General features: G+C 47.9%; 14 protein-coding genes, 1 tRNA gene and 1 pseudogene. 13 read left to right on the plus strand and 3 right to left on the minus strand.

Annotated features, from left to right (window positions below; translation table 11 throughout):
- Positions 1-134 precede the first annotated feature (134 nt).
- A complete protein-coding gene (locus tag I6L74_RS12545) occupies positions 135-902 on the plus strand; it encodes a class II glutamine amidotransferase (protein ID WP_059177820.1) in 768 nt (255 codons plus the stop codon).
- Here the strand turns inward: I6L74_RS12545 and dpaA are convergent.
- Complete coding sequence (gene dpaA / locus I6L74_RS12550; protein WP_012016168.1) at positions 873-1,613, minus strand: peptidoglycan meso-diaminopimelic acid protein amidase; 741 nt, start codon at positions 1,611-1,613, stop codon at positions 873-875. The genes I6L74_RS12545 and dpaA overlap by 30 nt on opposite strands.
- Positions 1,614-1,899: 286 nt before the next feature.
- On the opposite strand from dpaA, the gene dinB reads away from it, so the two are divergent.
- Positions 1,900-2,958, plus strand: a complete 1,059-nt coding sequence (dinB, locus tag I6L74_RS12555) for a DNA polymerase IV (RefSeq protein ID WP_059177821.1) — start codon at positions 1,900-1,902, stop codon at positions 2,956-2,958.
- Positions 2,959-3,063: 105 nt separating this feature from the next.
- Here dinB and pepD read toward each other — a convergent pair whose 3' ends face one another.
- Positions 3,064-4,521, minus strand: coding sequence for a cytosol nonspecific dipeptidase (pepD, locus tag I6L74_RS12560; RefSeq protein WP_059177822.1), 1,458 nt, complete (start codon positions 4,519-4,521; stop codon positions 3,064-3,066).
- Positions 4,522-4,780: 259 nt separating this feature from the next.
- Between pepD and gpt the strand changes: the two genes are divergently transcribed.
- The 4 genes from gpt (at position 4,781) to I6L74_RS12580 (ending at position 8,202) form a co-directional block, all read left to right on the plus strand.
- Positions 4,781-5,239, plus strand: coding sequence for a xanthine phosphoribosyltransferase (gene gpt / locus I6L74_RS12565; RefSeq protein ID WP_059177823.1), 459 nt, complete (start codon positions 4,781-4,783; stop codon positions 5,237-5,239).
- A gap of 108 nt (positions 5,240-5,347) precedes the next feature.
- Entirely contained in the window at positions 5,348-6,592 is a 1,245-nt protein-coding gene (gene frsA, locus I6L74_RS12570; RefSeq protein WP_059177824.1) for an esterase FrsA, read from the plus strand.
- Positions 6,593-6,649: 57 nt separating this feature from the next.
- A complete protein-coding gene (gene crl / locus I6L74_RS12575) occupies positions 6,650-7,051 on the plus strand; it encodes a sigma factor-binding protein Crl (protein WP_059177825.1) in 402 nt (133 codons plus the stop codon).
- A 608-nt stretch (positions 7,052-7,659) separates the two neighbouring features.
- Positions 7,660-8,202 carry a fimbrial protein gene (locus I6L74_RS12580; protein WP_059177826.1) on the plus strand — a complete coding sequence of 181 codons (543 nt, stop codon included), beginning with the start codon at positions 7,660-7,662 and terminating at the stop codon, positions 8,200-8,202.
- A 203-nt stretch (positions 8,203-8,405) separates the two neighbouring features.
- Here the strand turns inward: I6L74_RS12580 and phoE are convergent, their stop codons facing one another.
- Complete coding sequence (gene phoE, locus I6L74_RS12585) at positions 8,406-9,458, minus strand: phosphoporin PhoE (RefSeq protein ID WP_059177827.1); 1,053 nt, start codon at positions 9,456-9,458, stop codon at positions 8,406-8,408.
- 304 nt (positions 9,459-9,762) lie between these two features.
- Here phoE and proB point away from each other — a divergent pair, with 304 nt between their 5' ends.
- The 7 genes and pseudogenes from proB to I6L74_RS21440 all read left to right on the plus strand — a co-directional run bounded on the left by proB (position 9,763) and on the right by I6L74_RS21440 (position 16,951).
- The gene (proB, locus tag I6L74_RS12590; RefSeq protein WP_059177828.1) at positions 9,763-10,866 is read left to right on the plus strand and encodes a glutamate 5-kinase; all 1,104 of its coding nucleotides are present in this window, start codon (positions 9,763-9,765) and stop codon (positions 10,864-10,866) included.
- A 10-nt stretch (positions 10,867-10,876) separates the two neighbouring features.
- A complete protein-coding gene (proA, locus tag I6L74_RS12595; protein WP_059177829.1) occupies positions 10,877-12,130 on the plus strand; it encodes a glutamate-5-semialdehyde dehydrogenase in 1,254 nt (417 codons plus the stop codon).
- A gap of 112 nt (positions 12,131-12,242) precedes the next feature.
- A tRNA-Thr gene (locus I6L74_RS12600) sits at positions 12,243-12,318 on the plus strand.
- 163 nt (positions 12,319-12,481) lie between these two features.
- Positions 12,482-13,650, plus strand: a pseudogene (locus tag I6L74_RS12605) (tyrosine-type recombinase/integrase).
- A 22-nt stretch (positions 13,651-13,672) separates the two neighbouring features.
- Positions 13,673-14,677, plus strand: a complete 1,005-nt coding sequence (locus I6L74_RS12610; RefSeq protein WP_082691902.1) for an ABC-three component system protein — start codon at positions 13,673-13,675, stop codon at positions 14,675-14,677.
- On the plus strand, positions 14,665-15,138 hold the full coding sequence (locus I6L74_RS12615) for an ABC-three component system middle component 2 (protein WP_059177830.1): 474 nt from the start codon (positions 14,665-14,667) through the stop codon (positions 15,136-15,138). The genes I6L74_RS12610 and I6L74_RS12615 overlap by 13 nt, the downstream gene beginning before the upstream one ends.
- Complete coding sequence (locus I6L74_RS21440) at positions 15,122-16,951, plus strand: ATP-binding protein (RefSeq protein ID WP_254204911.1); 1,830 nt, start codon at positions 15,122-15,124, stop codon at positions 16,949-16,951. The genes I6L74_RS12615 and I6L74_RS21440 overlap by 17 nt, the downstream gene beginning before the upstream one ends.
- The last annotated feature ends 280 nt before the right edge of the window (positions 16,952-17,231 follow it).

Here is a 17,231-nt window from a genome sequence, read left to right on the forward strand (position 1 = left end):
GATTTCTTCCCTTGCTGCCTTTCTGCAACTCGAATTATTTAGGGTATAAACGTTTTTAGTATTTGCCGTTGTGTAGTGAGATTGCTACACCATTGACGCCTTCCTGGGTTGAGGCGTTTTTGTGGAGGTGATGTATGTGCGAATTGCTCGGGATGAGCGCCAATGTGCCAACCGATATCTGCTTTAGTTTCACCGGGCTGGTGCAGCGCGGTGGAGGAACCGGACCGCATAAAGACGGCTGGGGCATTACCTTCTACGAAGGCAAAGGCTGTCGCACGTTCAAAGATCCGCAGCCTAGTTTTAACTCCCCGATTGCCAAACTGGTGCAGGATTACCCGATAAAATCGTGCTCGGTCATCGCGCATATTCGTCAGGCGAATCGCGGTGAAGTGGCGCTGGAAAATACCCATCCCTTCACCCGTGAACTGTGGGGCCGCAACTGGACCTACGCGCACAACGGCCAACTAACGGGCTATAAAACGCTGGTGACGGGGAATTTCCGTCCTGTGGGGGAGACCGACAGTGAAAAGGCGTTTTGCTGGCTGCTGCATAAGCTTGCCGAGCGCTATCCGCGTACGCCGACCAACATGACCGCCGTGTTCAAATACATCGGCTCGCTGGCCTGTGAGCTGCGTGAGAAGGGCGTATTTAATATGCTGCTGTCGGATGGGCGCTACGTGATGGCGTTCTGTTCAACCAATCTGTTCTGGATAACGCGCCGCGCGCCGTTTGGCGTTGCGAAGCTGCTCGATCAGGATGTGGAAATTGATTTTCAAACGGAGACCACACCTAACGATGTGGTCACGGTTATCGCCACTCAGCCACTGACGGGCAATGAAACCTGGCAAAAGATTATGCCAGGCGAGTGGGTCTTATTTTGTCTCGGGGACCGCGTAATTTGACGCCAGCTGTGGATGGACGACTTCGTGGCTCAGCGGTTTGCTGACGATGTAGCGTCCATCTGCAACCGAAACGGTTGGCGGTTTATGCGTCTGCTCGAAGTAGTCATAGCCCGGTTTTAGCTGTTTCCAGAACTCCGAGTAGGTCGAGAACTTATGACGCTGCATGTTGGCATCCGTCATTCTGAACGGATAGATGCTCACCTGCACGCCCGCCTGACCAAACACCAGTGCGCCCGTCACAAACTGGAAAATTTCATCAATACCGCCGTCCGTCATGGCGTAACAGCCAATCGACACACAGGCACCGTGAATCATCAGGTATTTGCCGTCGTAACCGTGTGCACGGTCATAGGCATTCGGGAAGCCGATATTAATGGCTTTATAAAAGCGGCTGTCAGGTTTGAGCTGATTACGTTGAACGGTGTAGAACCCTTCAGGACTTTTGAAATCACCCTGACGCTGTTTCGGGCCCAACCCGCCGGAATAACTACAGATTTTGTAGCTATCAAGCAGCTGATATGTCTCGCCCATTTTGACAAATAGATCGAGTGTGCGTTCTTCCTTGAAGATCTGAATATAAACCGGTGATCCCATTAACTGCTGTTTATATTCTTTACTGATTGGTGTTGTTGAACTGTTGCTACTTAATAGCCCAGCAAACGAAAGACACGGAATCAGAAGCATCGCAATGAACAATGCGATTTTACGCATACTACAAGTTCCTTGATAAAGCCAAACCAACTTGCCAGGACGGCAAAAGAGACCCGAAATCAGAATTATCTGGATTAGGAGCGCTCACATTAGCATCGCTGAATTTTTTCGCAAGCGCGAAGCCATGAGTTTACAAAATAGTTTTATTTATACCGCATTCACGCCGGAATAACTGTAAGAACAGTGTAAAAACGCGCCTTATTCGGACGATAGTCTGCGTCATAGAGTGCTTCTCAATGTTCAAACTTTTACTGTATACTTATCCAGTGATGAGTGAGGGCTTACTATGCGCAAAATAATCCATGTCGATATGGACTGCTTTTTTGCCGCAGTGGAGATGCGAGACAATCCGGCGCTGCGGGATGTCCCCATCGCGATTGGCGGTAGCCGCGTCAAGCGTGGCGTTATCAGCACCGCCAATTACCCGGCGCGCAAATTTGGCGTGCGCAGCGCGATGCCTACGGCGATGGCGCTCAAGCTCTGCCCTCATCTGATTTTGCTGCCCGGCCGTTTCGATGCATATAAAGAAGCCTCGGTTCGTATTCAGGAAATCTTCTCCCGTTACACCTCGCTTATTGAACCGCTGTCGCTGGACGAAGCCTATCTGGACGTGACGGACAGCGTGCACTGCCAAGGCTCCGCCACGCTAATGGCGCAGGCGATCCGCCAGACCATTTCTGATGAACTGAATCTCACCGCCTCAGCCGGTATCGCGCCGGTAAAGTTTCTCGCCAAAATCGCCTCGGATCTCAACAAACCTAACGGTCAGTACGTGATAACGCCCGATGACGTTCCCCATTTTTTGAAAAGCTTGCCGCTGAGTAAAATCCCCGGCGTCGGCAAAGTCTCCGCCGCCAGGCTGGAAAACCTGGGGCTGCACACCTGTGAAGACGTGCAGAAAAGCGACCTGGCGATGCTCCTGAAGCGTTTTGGTAAGTTTGGGCGCGTGCTCTGGGAGCGCAGTCAGGGGATCGACGCGCGCAGTATTAACAATGAACGCCTGCGAAAATCCGTGGGGGTCGAGCGCACGCTGGCAGAAGATATTCACGACTGGAGCGACTGCGAAACGATTATTGCCGAACAGCTTTATCCCGAGCTGGAACGACGGCTGGCAAAAGTGAAGCCGGATCTGCTGATTGCGCGCCAGGGCGTTAAGCTGAAATTTAACGATTTCCAGCAAACCACGCAGGAACACGTCTGGCCGAAACTGAATAAAGACGATCTGATTGAGACGGCGAAAAAAGCCTGGCAAGAACGCCGCGCGGGAAGGGGAGTCAGGCTGGTGGGCCTGCATGTTACGCTGCTCGATCCGCAGCTGGAGCGGCAACTGGTGCTGGGGCTATAAAAAAGCCCGGTGGCGCTACGCTTACCGGGCCTGCGTTTTGGTTCCCTCTCCCTGTCGGAGAGGGCTGGGGTGAGGGTATCAGACCGCACCCATCCCAGAAGAGATTTACTTAGCCGGGATCGATTTCAGCAGTTCGGTCAGCAGCGTCCAGTAATGGCCCACGCTTTCAATATGAACCTGCTCATCCGGGGAGTGTGGCCCGGTAATGGTCGGCCCAATGGAAACCATGTCCATATCCGGGTACGGTTTTTTGAACAGACCGCACTCCAGACCCGCGTGAATCACCTGAATGTTCGGCGTGCTGTTGAACAAACGCTGATAAGTTTCACGCACCAGTGCCATCACCGGAGAGCTGGCGTCAGGCTGCCAGCCTGGGTAGCTGCCTTTAGCGGACGTTTTCGCGCCAGACAGTTTGCCCAACGATTCCAGCATGCTCACCACGTACTCTTTACCGCTGTCGATAAGAGAACGGATCAGGCAGATGATTTCTGCGCTGTCGTCGCTCATGGTTACAACGCCCACGTTCAGGGACGTTTCCACCACGCCTTTCGCCACGTCGGAGTTGCGAATCACCCCGTTTGGCGTCGCGTTCAGCAACTGGACAAAGCTGTCGCGCGACTGTTTAGTCAGTGCCGCTTTATCACTGGATACGGCTTCCAGAACCACGGTCAGATTTTTCTCTTTCGCGGCCAGTTCGTTTTTCAGGATATCCAGATAATCCGTCGACAGGTTTTTCAGCGCATCGACTTTATCCGCAGCAATGGCAACGGTCGCGAAGGCTTCACGCGGGATCGCGTTACGCAGCGTACCGCCGTTGAAATCCACCAGACGCAGATCCAGTTCGTCCGCATGACCCGCCAGGAAGCGCGCCAGCAGTTTGTTGGCATTGCCCAGGCCCAGGTGAATATCGCCGCCGGAGTGACCGCCTTTCAGGCCCTTCAGCGTCAGCTTGAAGGTCTGGAAACCGGCCGGAACCGCTTCACGGGACAGCGGCAGGGTAGAGATAAAATCAATCCCGCCCGCGCAACCCATGTAGATCTCACCTTCTTCTTCGGAGTCGGTATTGATCAGGATATCCGCCTGCAGCCAGTTGGCCTGCAAACCAAATGCGCCGTCCATGCCCGCTTCTTCGGTCATGGTCAGCAGCACTTCCAGCGGACCGTGTTCAACGCGATCGTCGGCCAGCACGGCCAGCGCAGATGCCATACCGATACCGTTGTCCGCGCCCAGCGTTGTCCCGCGCGCTTTGATCCACTCGCCATCAATGTACGGCAGAATAGGATCTTTGGTGAAGTCGTGTTCGGTGTCGTTGTTCTTCTGCGGAACCATGTCCAGGTGCGCCTGAAGCACAACCGGTTTGCGGTTTTCCATCCCTGCGGTAGCCGCTTTACGAATCAGAATATTGCCAACCTGATCGCGTTCCGCGTGCAGGCCTTTTTCCTTCGCCCAGCCCATAATATGTTCGGCAAGCTGTTCTTCGTGATAGGACGGGTGAGGAATGGAACAGATTTTGGCAAAAATATCCCACAGCGGCTGTGGAGATAATTGAGACAGTTCAGACACGATGAGTCTCCTTGTCGTGGCGCTGCAACAAGCTTGCAGGTCACAGGGTTAGCAGATTAATAGTCACCACAAGTCGGGCTTGCGAGATAAGGTCGAGAATACCACTTTCTCCGTCTGCTGCTAGCATAATGCAAGTAAAAACTCCGGCCAGCGCCGCTTAATACTGGTTTTTAGCGCGTCAGATCTCTATAATCTCGCGCAACCTATTTCCCCCTCGAACACTTTTTAAGCCGTATATACACAGGCTGGGACACTTCACATGAGCGAAAAATACGTCGTCACCTGGGACATGTTGCAGATTCACGCCCGCAAGCTGGCCGCGCGACTGATGCCTTCTGAACAGTGGAAAGGCATTATTGCCGTTAGCCGTGGCGGTCTGGTGCCTGGCGCACTGCTGGCGCGTGAACTGGGTATTCGTCATGTTGATACCGTTTGCATCTCCAGCTATGACCACGATAACCAGCGTGAGCTGACCGTGCTGAAACGCGCTGAAGGCGATGGCGAAGGCTTTATCGTGATTGACGATCTGGTCGACACCGGCGGTACTGCCGTTGCGATCCGCGACATGTATCCAAAAGCGCATTTCGTGACGATTTTCGCCAAACCTGCCGGGCAGCCGCTGGTCGACGATTACGTTATCGATATCCCGCAGGATACCTGGATTGAACAGCCATGGGATATGGGCGTGGTCTTCGTACCGCCGATTTCAGGCCGTTAATACCGCATCGATATAATTTTAACGCCCGGTGATGCCGGGCGTTGTTTTATTTAGCCTGCGCCGCGTTACAATAGCCGCTATGACACGTCATCATGGAGGCAGAGCGCAATGACTCAGGCGAATCTCAGCGAAACCCTGTTCAAACCCCGTTTCAAGCACCCGGAAACGTCGACGCTGGTGCGTCGTTTCAATCCCGGCACTCAGCCCGCAGTTCAGTCCGCCCTGGATGGCAAAACCGTGCCGCACTGGTATCGCATGATCAACCGCCTGATGTGGATTTGGCGCGGTATTGATGCGCGTGAGATCCTCGAAGTCCAGGCGCGCATCGTCATGAGCGAAGCTGACCGTACCGACAGTGAACTTTACGATACCGTTGTGGGGTATCGTGGCGGAAACTGGATCTACGAGTGGGCCACGCAGGCGATGGTCTGGCAGCAAAAGGCGACGCAGGAGCCAGATCAAACCCTCAGCGGACAACACTGGCTGCATGCCGCCAACCTCTACAGCATCGCCGCCTATCCCCATCTCAAAGGCGATGACCTGGCAGAACAAGCGCAGGCGTTGGCCAATCGCGCTTATGAAGAAGCGGCACAGCGACTACCTTGCAACATGCGTGAAATCGAATTCGCCATCCCCGGTGGTGCATCGGTAACCGGATTCTTGCATATGCCGCCCGGCGAGGGCCCGTTCCCGACGGTGCTGATGTGCGGCGGTCTCGACTCCCTGCAAATTGACTATTACAGTCTGTTTGAGCGTTACTTCGCACCAAAAGGGATCGCGATGCTGACGTTGGACATGCCGTCGATCGGGTTTTCATCGAAATGGAAACTGACGCAAGATTCCAGTTTGCTGCACCAGCATGCGCTCAAAGCGCTCGAGAATATTCCGTGGGTGGATCACACCCGTGTGGCGGCATTTGGCTTCCGGTTTGGGGCAAACGTCGCGGTGCGCCTGGCGTATCTTGAGTCGTCCCGTCTGAAAGCGGTCGCATGTCTTGGGCCTGTTGTCCATGCTTTGCTCAGCGAGCCGCAGCGTCAGGGAAGCGTGCCTGAAATGTATCTGGACGTCCTGGCAAGCCGGCTTGGCATGCATGATGCATCGGATGAAGCGCTGCGCGTAGAACTGAACCGTTACTCGTTAAAAACGCAGGGGTTATTGGGGCGTCGTTGTCCCACGCCAATGATGTCAGGTTTCTGGAAAAATGACCCCTTCAGCCCTGAAGAAGAATCGCGTTTAATCACGTCGTCATCTTCGGATGGCAAACTGCTGGAGATCCCCTTCAGTCCGGTGTATCAGAATTTTGACAAAGGCCTGAAAGAGATTACACGCTGGATCACGCAGAGATTGTGTTAAGAGATTGCTAAATTTTGATGGTTTGGTAAAACAGTGGACTGACAAAAGGAGATCGCAATGACGTTACCGAGTGGACACCCGAAAAGCAGACTGATTAAGAAGTTCATGGCTCTGGGCCCGTACATCCGTGAAGAGCAGTGTGAAGAGAATCGCTTTTTTTTCGACTGCCTGGCTGTATGCGTCAATGTGCAACCCGCGCCAGAAGAGCGTGAATTCTGGGGTTGGTGGATGGAAATGGAAGCCGAAGAAAAACGCTTCACCTACACCTATCATTTTGGTTTGTTCAATAAAGCGGGCCACTGGCAAGCGACAACCATCAAGGATAAGGAAGTCGTCGAGCGTCTGGAGCAAACCCTGCGCGGATTCCATGAAAAAGCGCGCGCTTTGCTGGAGACCTTTGAGCTTAAGCTTGAACCTGCAGATGATTTTACCAACCAGAAGATCAAACTTTCCGCCTGAATAACGTATAAAACCCGGCCGCCCTTGCGCCGGGTTTTATTTATCGCCCCTGATGCCCGCAGAATTCCCCCAGCACACACGCTATTAATGCTTTCCCTTACGGCATATACGATGTGGAGACCGTTAATAAAGATAATTGTACAGCGTGAATGAAGATGCATTATCTTCTTATTGTGTCCAGAAAATAAGTGTGTATATCTGGATAAAAAATATTTCCTCTTCGTTATTAGCCACTCGGCATTTCACCCAAACAATAGTAAGAAGCCTTTTTGTCTTATCTCATTAAAATCAAAAACTTGCAGTATTGTTCGCTGGTTATTATTAATTCGCATAAAAATGCCGGTTCATTCTTTCTAAAAGGTAGGTGTTTGATGTCATTGCGAACTTTAAGACTGTGGGGTTAAATGACACATTTAGACTCGTCATTTTGCACGCAATAATATGCCCTGGCCGATGTAGAAGACCGTTGCACAATGTCTGGACTCATTATTTGGAGAGTGATATTTAAAATAAGACATTCATGAGGGTAATATGTCTTTAAATACGATGTAGAGGCTTTGTGTAGTCTCCAGTGTTTACTTTATACAGAACATACAAGGATGAATAAAATGGGAAAAAGTATTCTTAACCTGGCATTATCCACTTTTTTACTGGCGGGTTTTGCGCATGCGGAAGATACCTCATCGACACTTGCCATTACCGGGTCAGTTACCGATAACATATCTAAAGATTGTGGGATTAATATCAATCAAAACACGTTTATGATTTCGGAAAGTATGAAAGATGTTATTGACCAGGGGACGGAAACGTTTGACGGAACCGGGCAAGCCCTTAATTTTTATTTTACGGGTGGCGAGGAATGCATAGCCATGGCAACGAACGGCAGGCTCGCTTATCGCCTGACTGGAACAGCAGATAATGCCGACGGGACAGCCCTGGTGAACATGGACGTTTCGCAAACTCGCGCTAAAGGCTTAGGTATTGGTCTTTATGACAAAGACCATAAACTTTTTCCCATAAACAAAGAATTAATGATCGCATCACCCATCCGCGTTGAAGCGATAAACTTTGCTATTGTTAAACTCACGGGGCAGGAAGCCGTACCAGGAACGCTTCACGCGGCAATGACTATCAATATTGAGCGTCTGTGAAAGTCATGTTCACTACGTGTCGTTGAGTGAAGGCTGGCAACAGGGCAACGGATAAACCGTATGAACGTATGGGTTCTGCATCTAATCTAAAAAATACGGTTCAACTCAGCCTGTGGCGTTGAAAGTCGAAGATGACACGCTCTGTTAAAATTATGCAATAAAAAACCCGGCCACCGTCGTGCCGGGTTTTTCATATTTGAATATTAGAACTGGTAGGTCATACCAAGCGCGACGATGTCATCGCTGTTCACACCCAGTTTATTGTCGTCGTCGAGTTGGTTGATTTTATAATCAACAAATGCGGACATATTTTTGTTGAAATAATAGGTCGCGCCAACGTCGATGTATTTGACCAGATCTTCATCGCCAACACCTTCAATATCCTTGCCTTTCGACTGGACGTAACCCAGGGATGGGCGCAGACCAAAGTCAAACTGATATTGCGCGACCACTTCGAAGTTCTGCGCTTTATTTGCAAAACCACCTGAAATAGGCGTCATATTGCGCGTTTCAGAATACATCGCGGCCAGGTAAATATCGTTCGCGTCATATTTCAGACCTGTTGCCCAGGCTTCCGCTTTTTTGCCCTCGCCACGCGCCTGCAGGTTCTGGTCGTCAGTACGGTCAGAGCTTGTGTAGGCACCGCTAACGGCGAAATCGCTGCCACCGAAATCATAAGTCAGAGAGGTACCAAAGCCGTCGCCATTCTGTTTTTTGACGTCACGATCTTCGTTTTTACCCTGATATTGCAGAGTCATATCCAGGCCATCAATCACGCCGAAGAAATCGGTATTGCGGTATGTCGCAAGACCAGACGCGCGTTTGGTCATAAAGTTATCGGTCTGAGCGGAAGAGTCACCGCCGAATTCCGGGAACATATCGGTCCAGGCTTCCACGTCATACAGCGCGCCCAGGTTACGTCCGTAATCCAGGGAACCGAAGTCTTTTAATTTAAGGCCAGCAAATGCCAGACGGGTTTTCTGCGTGGAATCGCTCTCGGCTTTGTTACCTGAGAATTCTGCTTCCCAGCGACCGTAACCGGTCAGCTGATCGTTAATTTGCGTTTCACCTTTGAAGCCAAAACGAACGTAGGTCTGGTCACCGTCTTTAGCATCATTATCACTGATATAATGCATGGCTTTAACTTTGCCGTACACGTCCAGTTTGTTTCCGTTTTTATTATAAACTTCGGCTGCCTGTACGGATGCGGATGCGACAACGCTCATTACCACTAATGCCAGAGTGCTCTTTTTCATTTTCAATCCTGATATTTTTAAAACGCGCTAATATTCGCTGAGCAATAAGATTCGGCTCATTACCCCGTGAAAAACAGGATGGTTTTTATCGTCCGGGGATGAACGTTTTATGACAAAGTAAGAATATGTTTAAAAAAGTCACATTTATTTTTTCGGTAATAAAAATGTCAACATCTGCCGCTACGCTTCCTGATCCCGCACAACAAATTATCGTGCTTTGTGCTATGGCAGTTGGCAACGGCGCTGAGTCCTGTTAAAACGTCTGATTACATCATTTTCCCTTATTGTTGAATGGCAGAGAATCATGAGTGACAGCCAGACGCTGGTGGTAAAACTCGGTACCAGTGTTTTAACAGGCGGATCGCGCCGCCTCAATCGCGCCCATATTGTTGAACTTGTCCGCCAGTGCGCACAGCTTCATGCCGCAGGTCACCGTATCGTGATCGTCACATCCGGGGCGATTGCTGCCGGACGTGAACATCTGGGATACCCCGAATTGCCCGCGACGATCGCCTCCAAACAGCTGCTGGCCGCCGTGGGACAAAGCCGACTGATTCAACTGTGGGAACAGCTGTTCTCAATCTATGGCATTCACGTGGGGCAGATGCTGTTAACCCGTGCAGATATGGAAGATCGTGAGCGTTTCCTGAACGCGCGCGACACCCTGCGGGCGCTGCTCGATAACAATATCGTTCCGGTGATCAACGAGAACGATGCCGTCGCGACGGCGGAAATCAAAGTCGGCGATAACGATAATCTCTCCGCGCTGGCAGCGATCCTTGCGGGTGCCGATAAGCTGCTGCTGCTCACGGATCAGCAGGGCTTATTCACCGCCGATCCGCGCAACAATCCGCAGGCCGAGCTGATAAAAGACGTTCACGGTATTGATGACGCGCTGCGCGCCATCGCCGGAGACAGCGTATCGGGTTTGGGCACCGGCGGCATGGGCACGAAATTACAGGCCGCTGACGTCGCGTGTCGCGCCGGTATCGACACGATTATCGCTGCGGGCAGCCGTCCGGGAGTGATTGGCGACGTGATGGAAGGTATTTCCGTTGGCACGCGTTTCCACGCCGAAGCCACGCCATTGGAAAACCGTAAACGCTGGATCTTTGGTGCGCCGCCTGCCGGTGAAATCACTGTTGATGAAGGTGCCACCGCCGCAATTCTGGAAAGAGGGAGCTCATTGCTTCCGAAAGGGATTAAAAGCGTGACAGGTAACTTCTCCCGTGGTGAAGTGATTCGTATCTGTAACCTTGAAGGACGCGACATCGCTCACGGCGTGACGCGCTATAACAGTGACGCGCTGCGCCGTATTGCCGGCCATCACTCACAACAAATTGACGCCATTCTGGGCTACGAATACGGTCCGGTCGCTGTGCATCGCGACGATATGATTATTCGCTAAGGAGCCAAACATGCTGGAACAAATGGGCGCAGCTGCTAAAGCCGCCTCTTATAAGCTGGCGCTCCTTTCCAGCCGCGAGAAGAATCGCGTTCTGGAAAAAATCGCTGATTATCTGGAAGGGCAGTCACAACAGATTTTGCTCGCCAACGAACAAGACTTAGCGGAAGCCCGCGCGAACGGCCTGAGCGACGCGATGCTGGATCGTCTGGCGCTGAACCCTGCACGCCTGAAAAGCATTGCCGATGATGTGCGTCAGGTCTGCAATCTTGCCGATCCGGTTGGGCAGGTGATCGACGGTGGGGTGCTCGACAGTGGCCTGCGCCTTGAACGTCGCCGCGTGCCGCTCGGTGTGGTTGGCGTGATCTATGAAGCGCGCCCAAACGTCACCGTTGATGTCGCCTCTCTGTGCCTTAAAACGGGCAACGCCGCCATTTTACGCGGGGGCAAAGAGACATGGCGCACCAACGCCGCCACCGTCAAAGTGATTCAGCAAGCGCTTGAAGAGTGCGGTTTACCGGCGGGGGCCGTACAGGCGATTGAAAGCCCGGACCGTGCGCTGGTGAATGAAATGCTTCGCATGGATAAATATATCGACATGCTGATCCCACGCGGCGGTGCGGGCCTGCATAAGCTGTGTCGCGAGCAATCGACCATTCCGGTGATCACCGGCGGTATCGGCGTGTGCCATATCGTGGTGGATGACAGCGCCGAAATTGAGCCTGCGCTGAAGATTATCGTCAACGCCAAAACCCAGCGACCAAGCACCTGTAACACTGTTGAGACGCTGTTGGTTCATCAGGGCATTGCCGACACATTCTTGCCTGCGTTGAGTCAGCAAATGGCCGAGAGTGGCGTCACGTTACATGCCGATGCCAGCGCATTGACGCTGTTGCAAGGCGGCGCGGCGAAAGTCGAAGCAGTGAAAGCAGAGCAGTATGATGACGAGTATTTATCGCTGGATCTGAACGTAAAAGTGGTTACCGATCTGGATGACGCCATTGCGCACATTCGTGAACACGGTACGCAGCACTCCGATGCGATCCTTACCCGCACGCTCAGTAACGCCAATCGTTTTATCAACGAAGTGGATTCTTCTGCCGTTTACGTGAATGCGTCAACGCGGTTCACCGACGGCGGACAGTTTGGTTTGGGCGCAGAAGTGGCGGTTAGTACGCAGAAACTCCACGCGCGCGGGCCAATGGGTCTCGAAGCACTGACTACCTACAAGTGGATCGGTTACGGCGATGATACGATTCGTGCGTAATTAAAACGCGGGTGGTGCAAAAACAGGCACTTGATTCATAAGGCCATTGACGCATCGCCCCGTTAGTTTTAACCTTTTGCCCCGTGGTTACATTCGTAGCCGGCCTTTCAGGGCCGATATAGCTCAGTTGGTAGAGCAGCGCATTCGTAATGCGAAGGTCGTAGGTTCGACTCCTATTATCGGCACCATCTTAACTTCCCCACACGTCCGCATTCATCCATAAATACCCTGATTTAAAACGATTTTACTGATTTTTAGTCCCTCGCTATCCGTAACCGTCCAGTAAAATCCGATACGGATTGTGTATAGGATTGTGTATATGTTCCTGTTCGGTCTTGGATTCCTATACACATGCCTTTAAACGATATGCAGATTCGCCGCGCTAAGCCTGAAGCTAAAGCCTATACACTTGGAGATGGGCAAGGGCTGTCATTGCTAATTGAACCTAATGGAAGCAAGAGCTGGCGGTTCCGCTATCGTTTTGCCGGTAAACCAAAAATGATCTCGCTGGGTGTGTACCCAACGATCACACTTGCAGATGCCCGTTCTCGTCGTGATGATGCCCGAAAACTGGTCGCCGAAGGAAAAAAAATTCTAGTGAGGTTCGAAAAGAGCAGAAGATAGCTTTGCAAACCGAGTCTGAAAGCGCGTTCGAAAAGATAGCGACAGAGTGGCACCAGATGAAGTCTGCCAAATGGTCGGTAGGTTATGTGTCAGACATCATGGAAGCGTTTCAGAACGACATTTTCCCTTATGTGGGTACGAGACCAGTAGGCGAAATTAAACCGCTAGAACTGCTTAATGTGCTGCGTAAAATCGAAAAACGCGGTGCATTAGAAAAAATGCGCAAAGTTCGACAGCGATGCTTAGAAGTTTTCCGTTATGCCATTGCTACTGGAAGGGCAGAGTTTAACCCGGCAGCGGATCTTTCAAGCGCCCTCGATGTACACCAATCAAATCACTTCCCGTTCCTAAAGGCTGATGAGATACCAGATTTCCTGCGTGCTTTGAATTGTTACACCGGAAGTCGGCTTGTCCTGATTGCCACGAAATTACTCATGATTACGGGTGTTAGAACCATCGAATTACGTGCGGCATTATGGGCAGAATTTGATCTGGATAACGCTATTTGGGAAATTCCCGCTGAAAGGATGAAAATGCGTAGGTCACATCTTGTGCCATTGTCTACTCAAGCGCTAGATTTACTCAACGAACTCAAAGTCATGACAGGGAGCTATCGTTGTGTTTTTCCGGGGCGGAATGATCCTAACAAACCGATGAGTGAAGCGAGTATAAATCAGCTTATCAAGCGTATTGGCTACGGAGGTAAGGTAACTGGACATGGGTTTAGACATAACTTATCAACGATATTACATGAAGAGGGCTATTCAACCGCTTGGGTTGAGATGCAGCTAGCACATACAGACAAGAATAAAATTCGCGGCACGTATAATCATGCACAATATTTAGAGGATCGCAGAAATATGATGCAATGGTATGCGAACCAATTAGGCATTTAGTTTATAGGATGGATACTTAAATATGGCTAAAGCACTGGCAACAATTATGACTTGGGATGATGCTACATGGGAGGAGTTCATCCATGACTGGCTTATTGAATGTCATGCCGGAGATTATATATCTCATGAAAGGCTGGGGGGCGCGGGGGATAAAGGTCGGGATATTGTCGGGTTTATTACTGATCCGCATAACAAAGACTACATCTGGCACAATTATCAGTGCAAGTTTTACGCTAAAAGAATCGGTTTCTCCGACGTGGTTGATGAATTTGGAAAACTTATTTTTTTTACTAAGAATGGTGATTTCCCAATACCCGAGAAATATTTTTTTGTATCCCCCAAAGACCTATCTACTGCATTTTCTGAATTATTAAAGGACTCTGCTTCGTTAAAAACAAAAATTTTAGATGTTTGGGGTGAGTCAATAAGTAAGAAAATTACATCTACAAAAGTTATTACGTTAACCGATGATTTGGTTGAATATATAAATGATTTTAATTTTAACATTTTTTATTCACTCCCTTTATCTCTGATTTTAAGCGAAATAACAAAGACACCTCTATATTTCAAGTATTTCAATGAAATGTTTTATGCTAGAGATTTTCCTAAATCAACACCAGAATATGATCCATCTATTGAGTCAATTTATGTTGGGCAATTGTTGGATGTTTATTCTGAGGTTTGCCCAACAGGAAAGATGGACTTAGAAAATTTGATTGCTCCATTCAGCAATCATTTCAGAGGATGTCGTGATGATTTTTATTTTGCTTCCTCACTAAGTAGATACATAAGAGATTCATTTGTTGAAGATAATTTTAAGATTCTGAAACGCTACATTGCATCTTCTATCGAAAGTGAAATATATAAAACACATGGAAGCTCATTCGATAGATGCAATGACATACTAAAACAAGCTTCTCTGACCCCTATATCGAATCCTATTTTATCAAAAATATGTGAAGTTCCAGATAAAAAAGGGATATGTCATCACATGATTAATGATGGTGAGCTACAATGGAAAATTTGAAATTATATAATTCTCAAGTAGAAATCTCATTGAGACTTTCCAAAATTCTTATGGCATTTAACCCGATAGGTTTGACTATTGAAAAGTTAATCTGTCTAGATTTCCTAGTGCTTAATTTAAGCGATTTCATTCCGGAGCAAAGTAGTTTACATCCCGCTATTCCAAGGCGAGATAGCCAATTGGCAATAACGAGAAAAACTTTTACAGACGCACTTGTTTTAATGAAGAAGTATAAAATAGTAGAGGAAAATTACACAAGGAATGGGATCTTATTTTCCGTAACGGACAAAACTTTTTCATTCATAAACTCTGTTCAAAATGAGTATGTTTCAAAAATGGGACATAATATAAATGTAGCAAAAGAGAATTTTGGTTCTTTCAATGAATCAGAGTTGAAAAAGTTAGTAGGATCAAAATTTGGTCGTTTGGACAAGGAAGGATATTATGAGTCAATACATTAAGATTAAAAAAATATTGATAAAGAGTGTAATGCTTGATGATGTTGTAATTGATTTTGGCTCGCAGTTAACCATTTTTACCGGTGGCTCAGATTCAGGAAAGACGTATTTATTTAATCTTATACGCTACCTTTTTGGAAGCGATAAACTGGAAAATGCGGGGATAAACGAGGCTGAGGGTTATGATTCATCTTGTATAGAGTTTTCTATAAACGATGATTCATATTCACTTGAAAGAGGGCTGCATGATAACTCTGAGTACAAACTTTATTCTGGTGGGATAAATACAATTGGCCCTGCTACATTTATTCAGAAAATTGCAAAAAAAGCGAGTTCGAAGAATAGCTTTAATTCGATATTTTATAGCAAGTTGGGTTTCAATAAAGCGCAAGTAAGAATTAATAACAATGGCGGCGTGCAAAACTTTAATTTAAGTAATGTTCTTGATTTTTTCTGTATAGATGAAATTAGAATTTTGACATCTAAATCCCTGTTGTTATCTGAGCAGTATTCAGAACAAATAAAAAGCAAGGCTGAATTTAAATTCTTATTAACTCAAAGAGATGATGCTTTAATTGGAGATGAAAAACCAAATAAAAAGGCTAAGTTTTTTTTGAAGAAGCAAGTGAAAGATATAATAGAGGAAATGAACAGAGACCTGATTTTTCCAGATTTGAATTTTTTATTAATCAACGAAGAATTGCATAAGGTTGAGACGGATATTGAAAATGCCGCGGTAGAAGTGGATAACTTTCTAGAAATTTATGAAGGTAAAGTGACGGTTATCAATGAAATTAAAAATGAAATAGGGATACTGCAAAAGAAAGAGAATTATTTATCAATGCTTATTGACCGGTTCTTGATGCTCAAAGATTGTTACATTTCCGATCTTCAAAGAATTAATTCTATATCTCAAGCGACATTTTTCTTGGAGAATTTTGCCGAGGAGTTGTGCGATAACTGTGGGCATGCAATAAATCATTCACCAGAGTTAAATTATCCAGATTATTATGCTTCATGCATGGCAGAGTCCGAAAAAATAAATGTTCAATTGTCTGGGTTGCTTAAATCAATCCAATCAAATCAAGATGAATTATCATCCGTTAATTTGTCAATTAAAGAAAGTCAGTTTCTTTTAGATTTGGAAATGCCGGAGTATGAACGCTTACATGATGTCGATTTAAAAAACTCCCGAAAAATGATTGAGGAATTGTATGAGCATAAAGAAAGTTTGTTATCAGACTATTCTAAACATAAAATAATAAGCGCTTTGGAATCCAAGGGAGATAATGTTGATCTTGATGTTTATAATGTAGAGGATTTTGATGTTCTAAAGGTTGATGAAATAAATGAGTTGACTAACCAGTTAAGATTAGTTCTCAATTCAATAAAGTTTGATGGGCGTAATGATAACACTGTGAGATTTGATGAGGAAAAGTATGATTTTATCATAAATGACAAGAGACGATCTTTGTATGGCAAAGGCAGTCGTGCTGTTATATATGCTTGCTTTGTAATTTCTTTTGCGGATGTTTTAGCTAAAAAGGAAAAGCCACAGGCAGGTTTTGTGCTATTAGATAGCCCTTTGGTAACACACTTCGACAAAAAAAGAGAAATTAAGGAATCAGAGGTTAACCCGTTAACTTTGACTGATGCATTTTACAGTTATTTGATAAATACTAGCTCAAGTGTCCAGATAATATTGATTGAAAATAAAGGGCCGTCTTTTACTGTGCAAAATGATGATGGCGTAAAGTTGATTGATCTTAATGCTGATGGCGCAACAGGGATTTTTCCTAAGAAGAATATAAATTAATTTACTGATCTGGCGCGCAATGCTCTCCCCGCCACGCCTGCCCGCTAAAGGGGCCGCTTTTAATGCAGGTGTATCAGTAGGCTCAGACCGTGCCAGAGCTGGCGCTGGCGGGAGATATCGGGGCGTAAAAACACATGCAAAACCATGCACCTTACTCATGCATGGCTTAATTCGGGGAAAATGGCATGATTTACGGGGATTTTTTGACGGGCTACTGTGCCGCCAGTTCTGCGCGTTTGGGCTTTACCTCATTCGCCGGGAAATGACCTCCTCATTTTGA

The organism is Lelliottia amnigena, from assembly GCF_019047465.1.
In the GTDB taxonomy this organism is placed as follows: Bacteria; Pseudomonadota; Gammaproteobacteria; order Enterobacterales; family Enterobacteriaceae; genus Enterobacter; species Enterobacter amnigenus.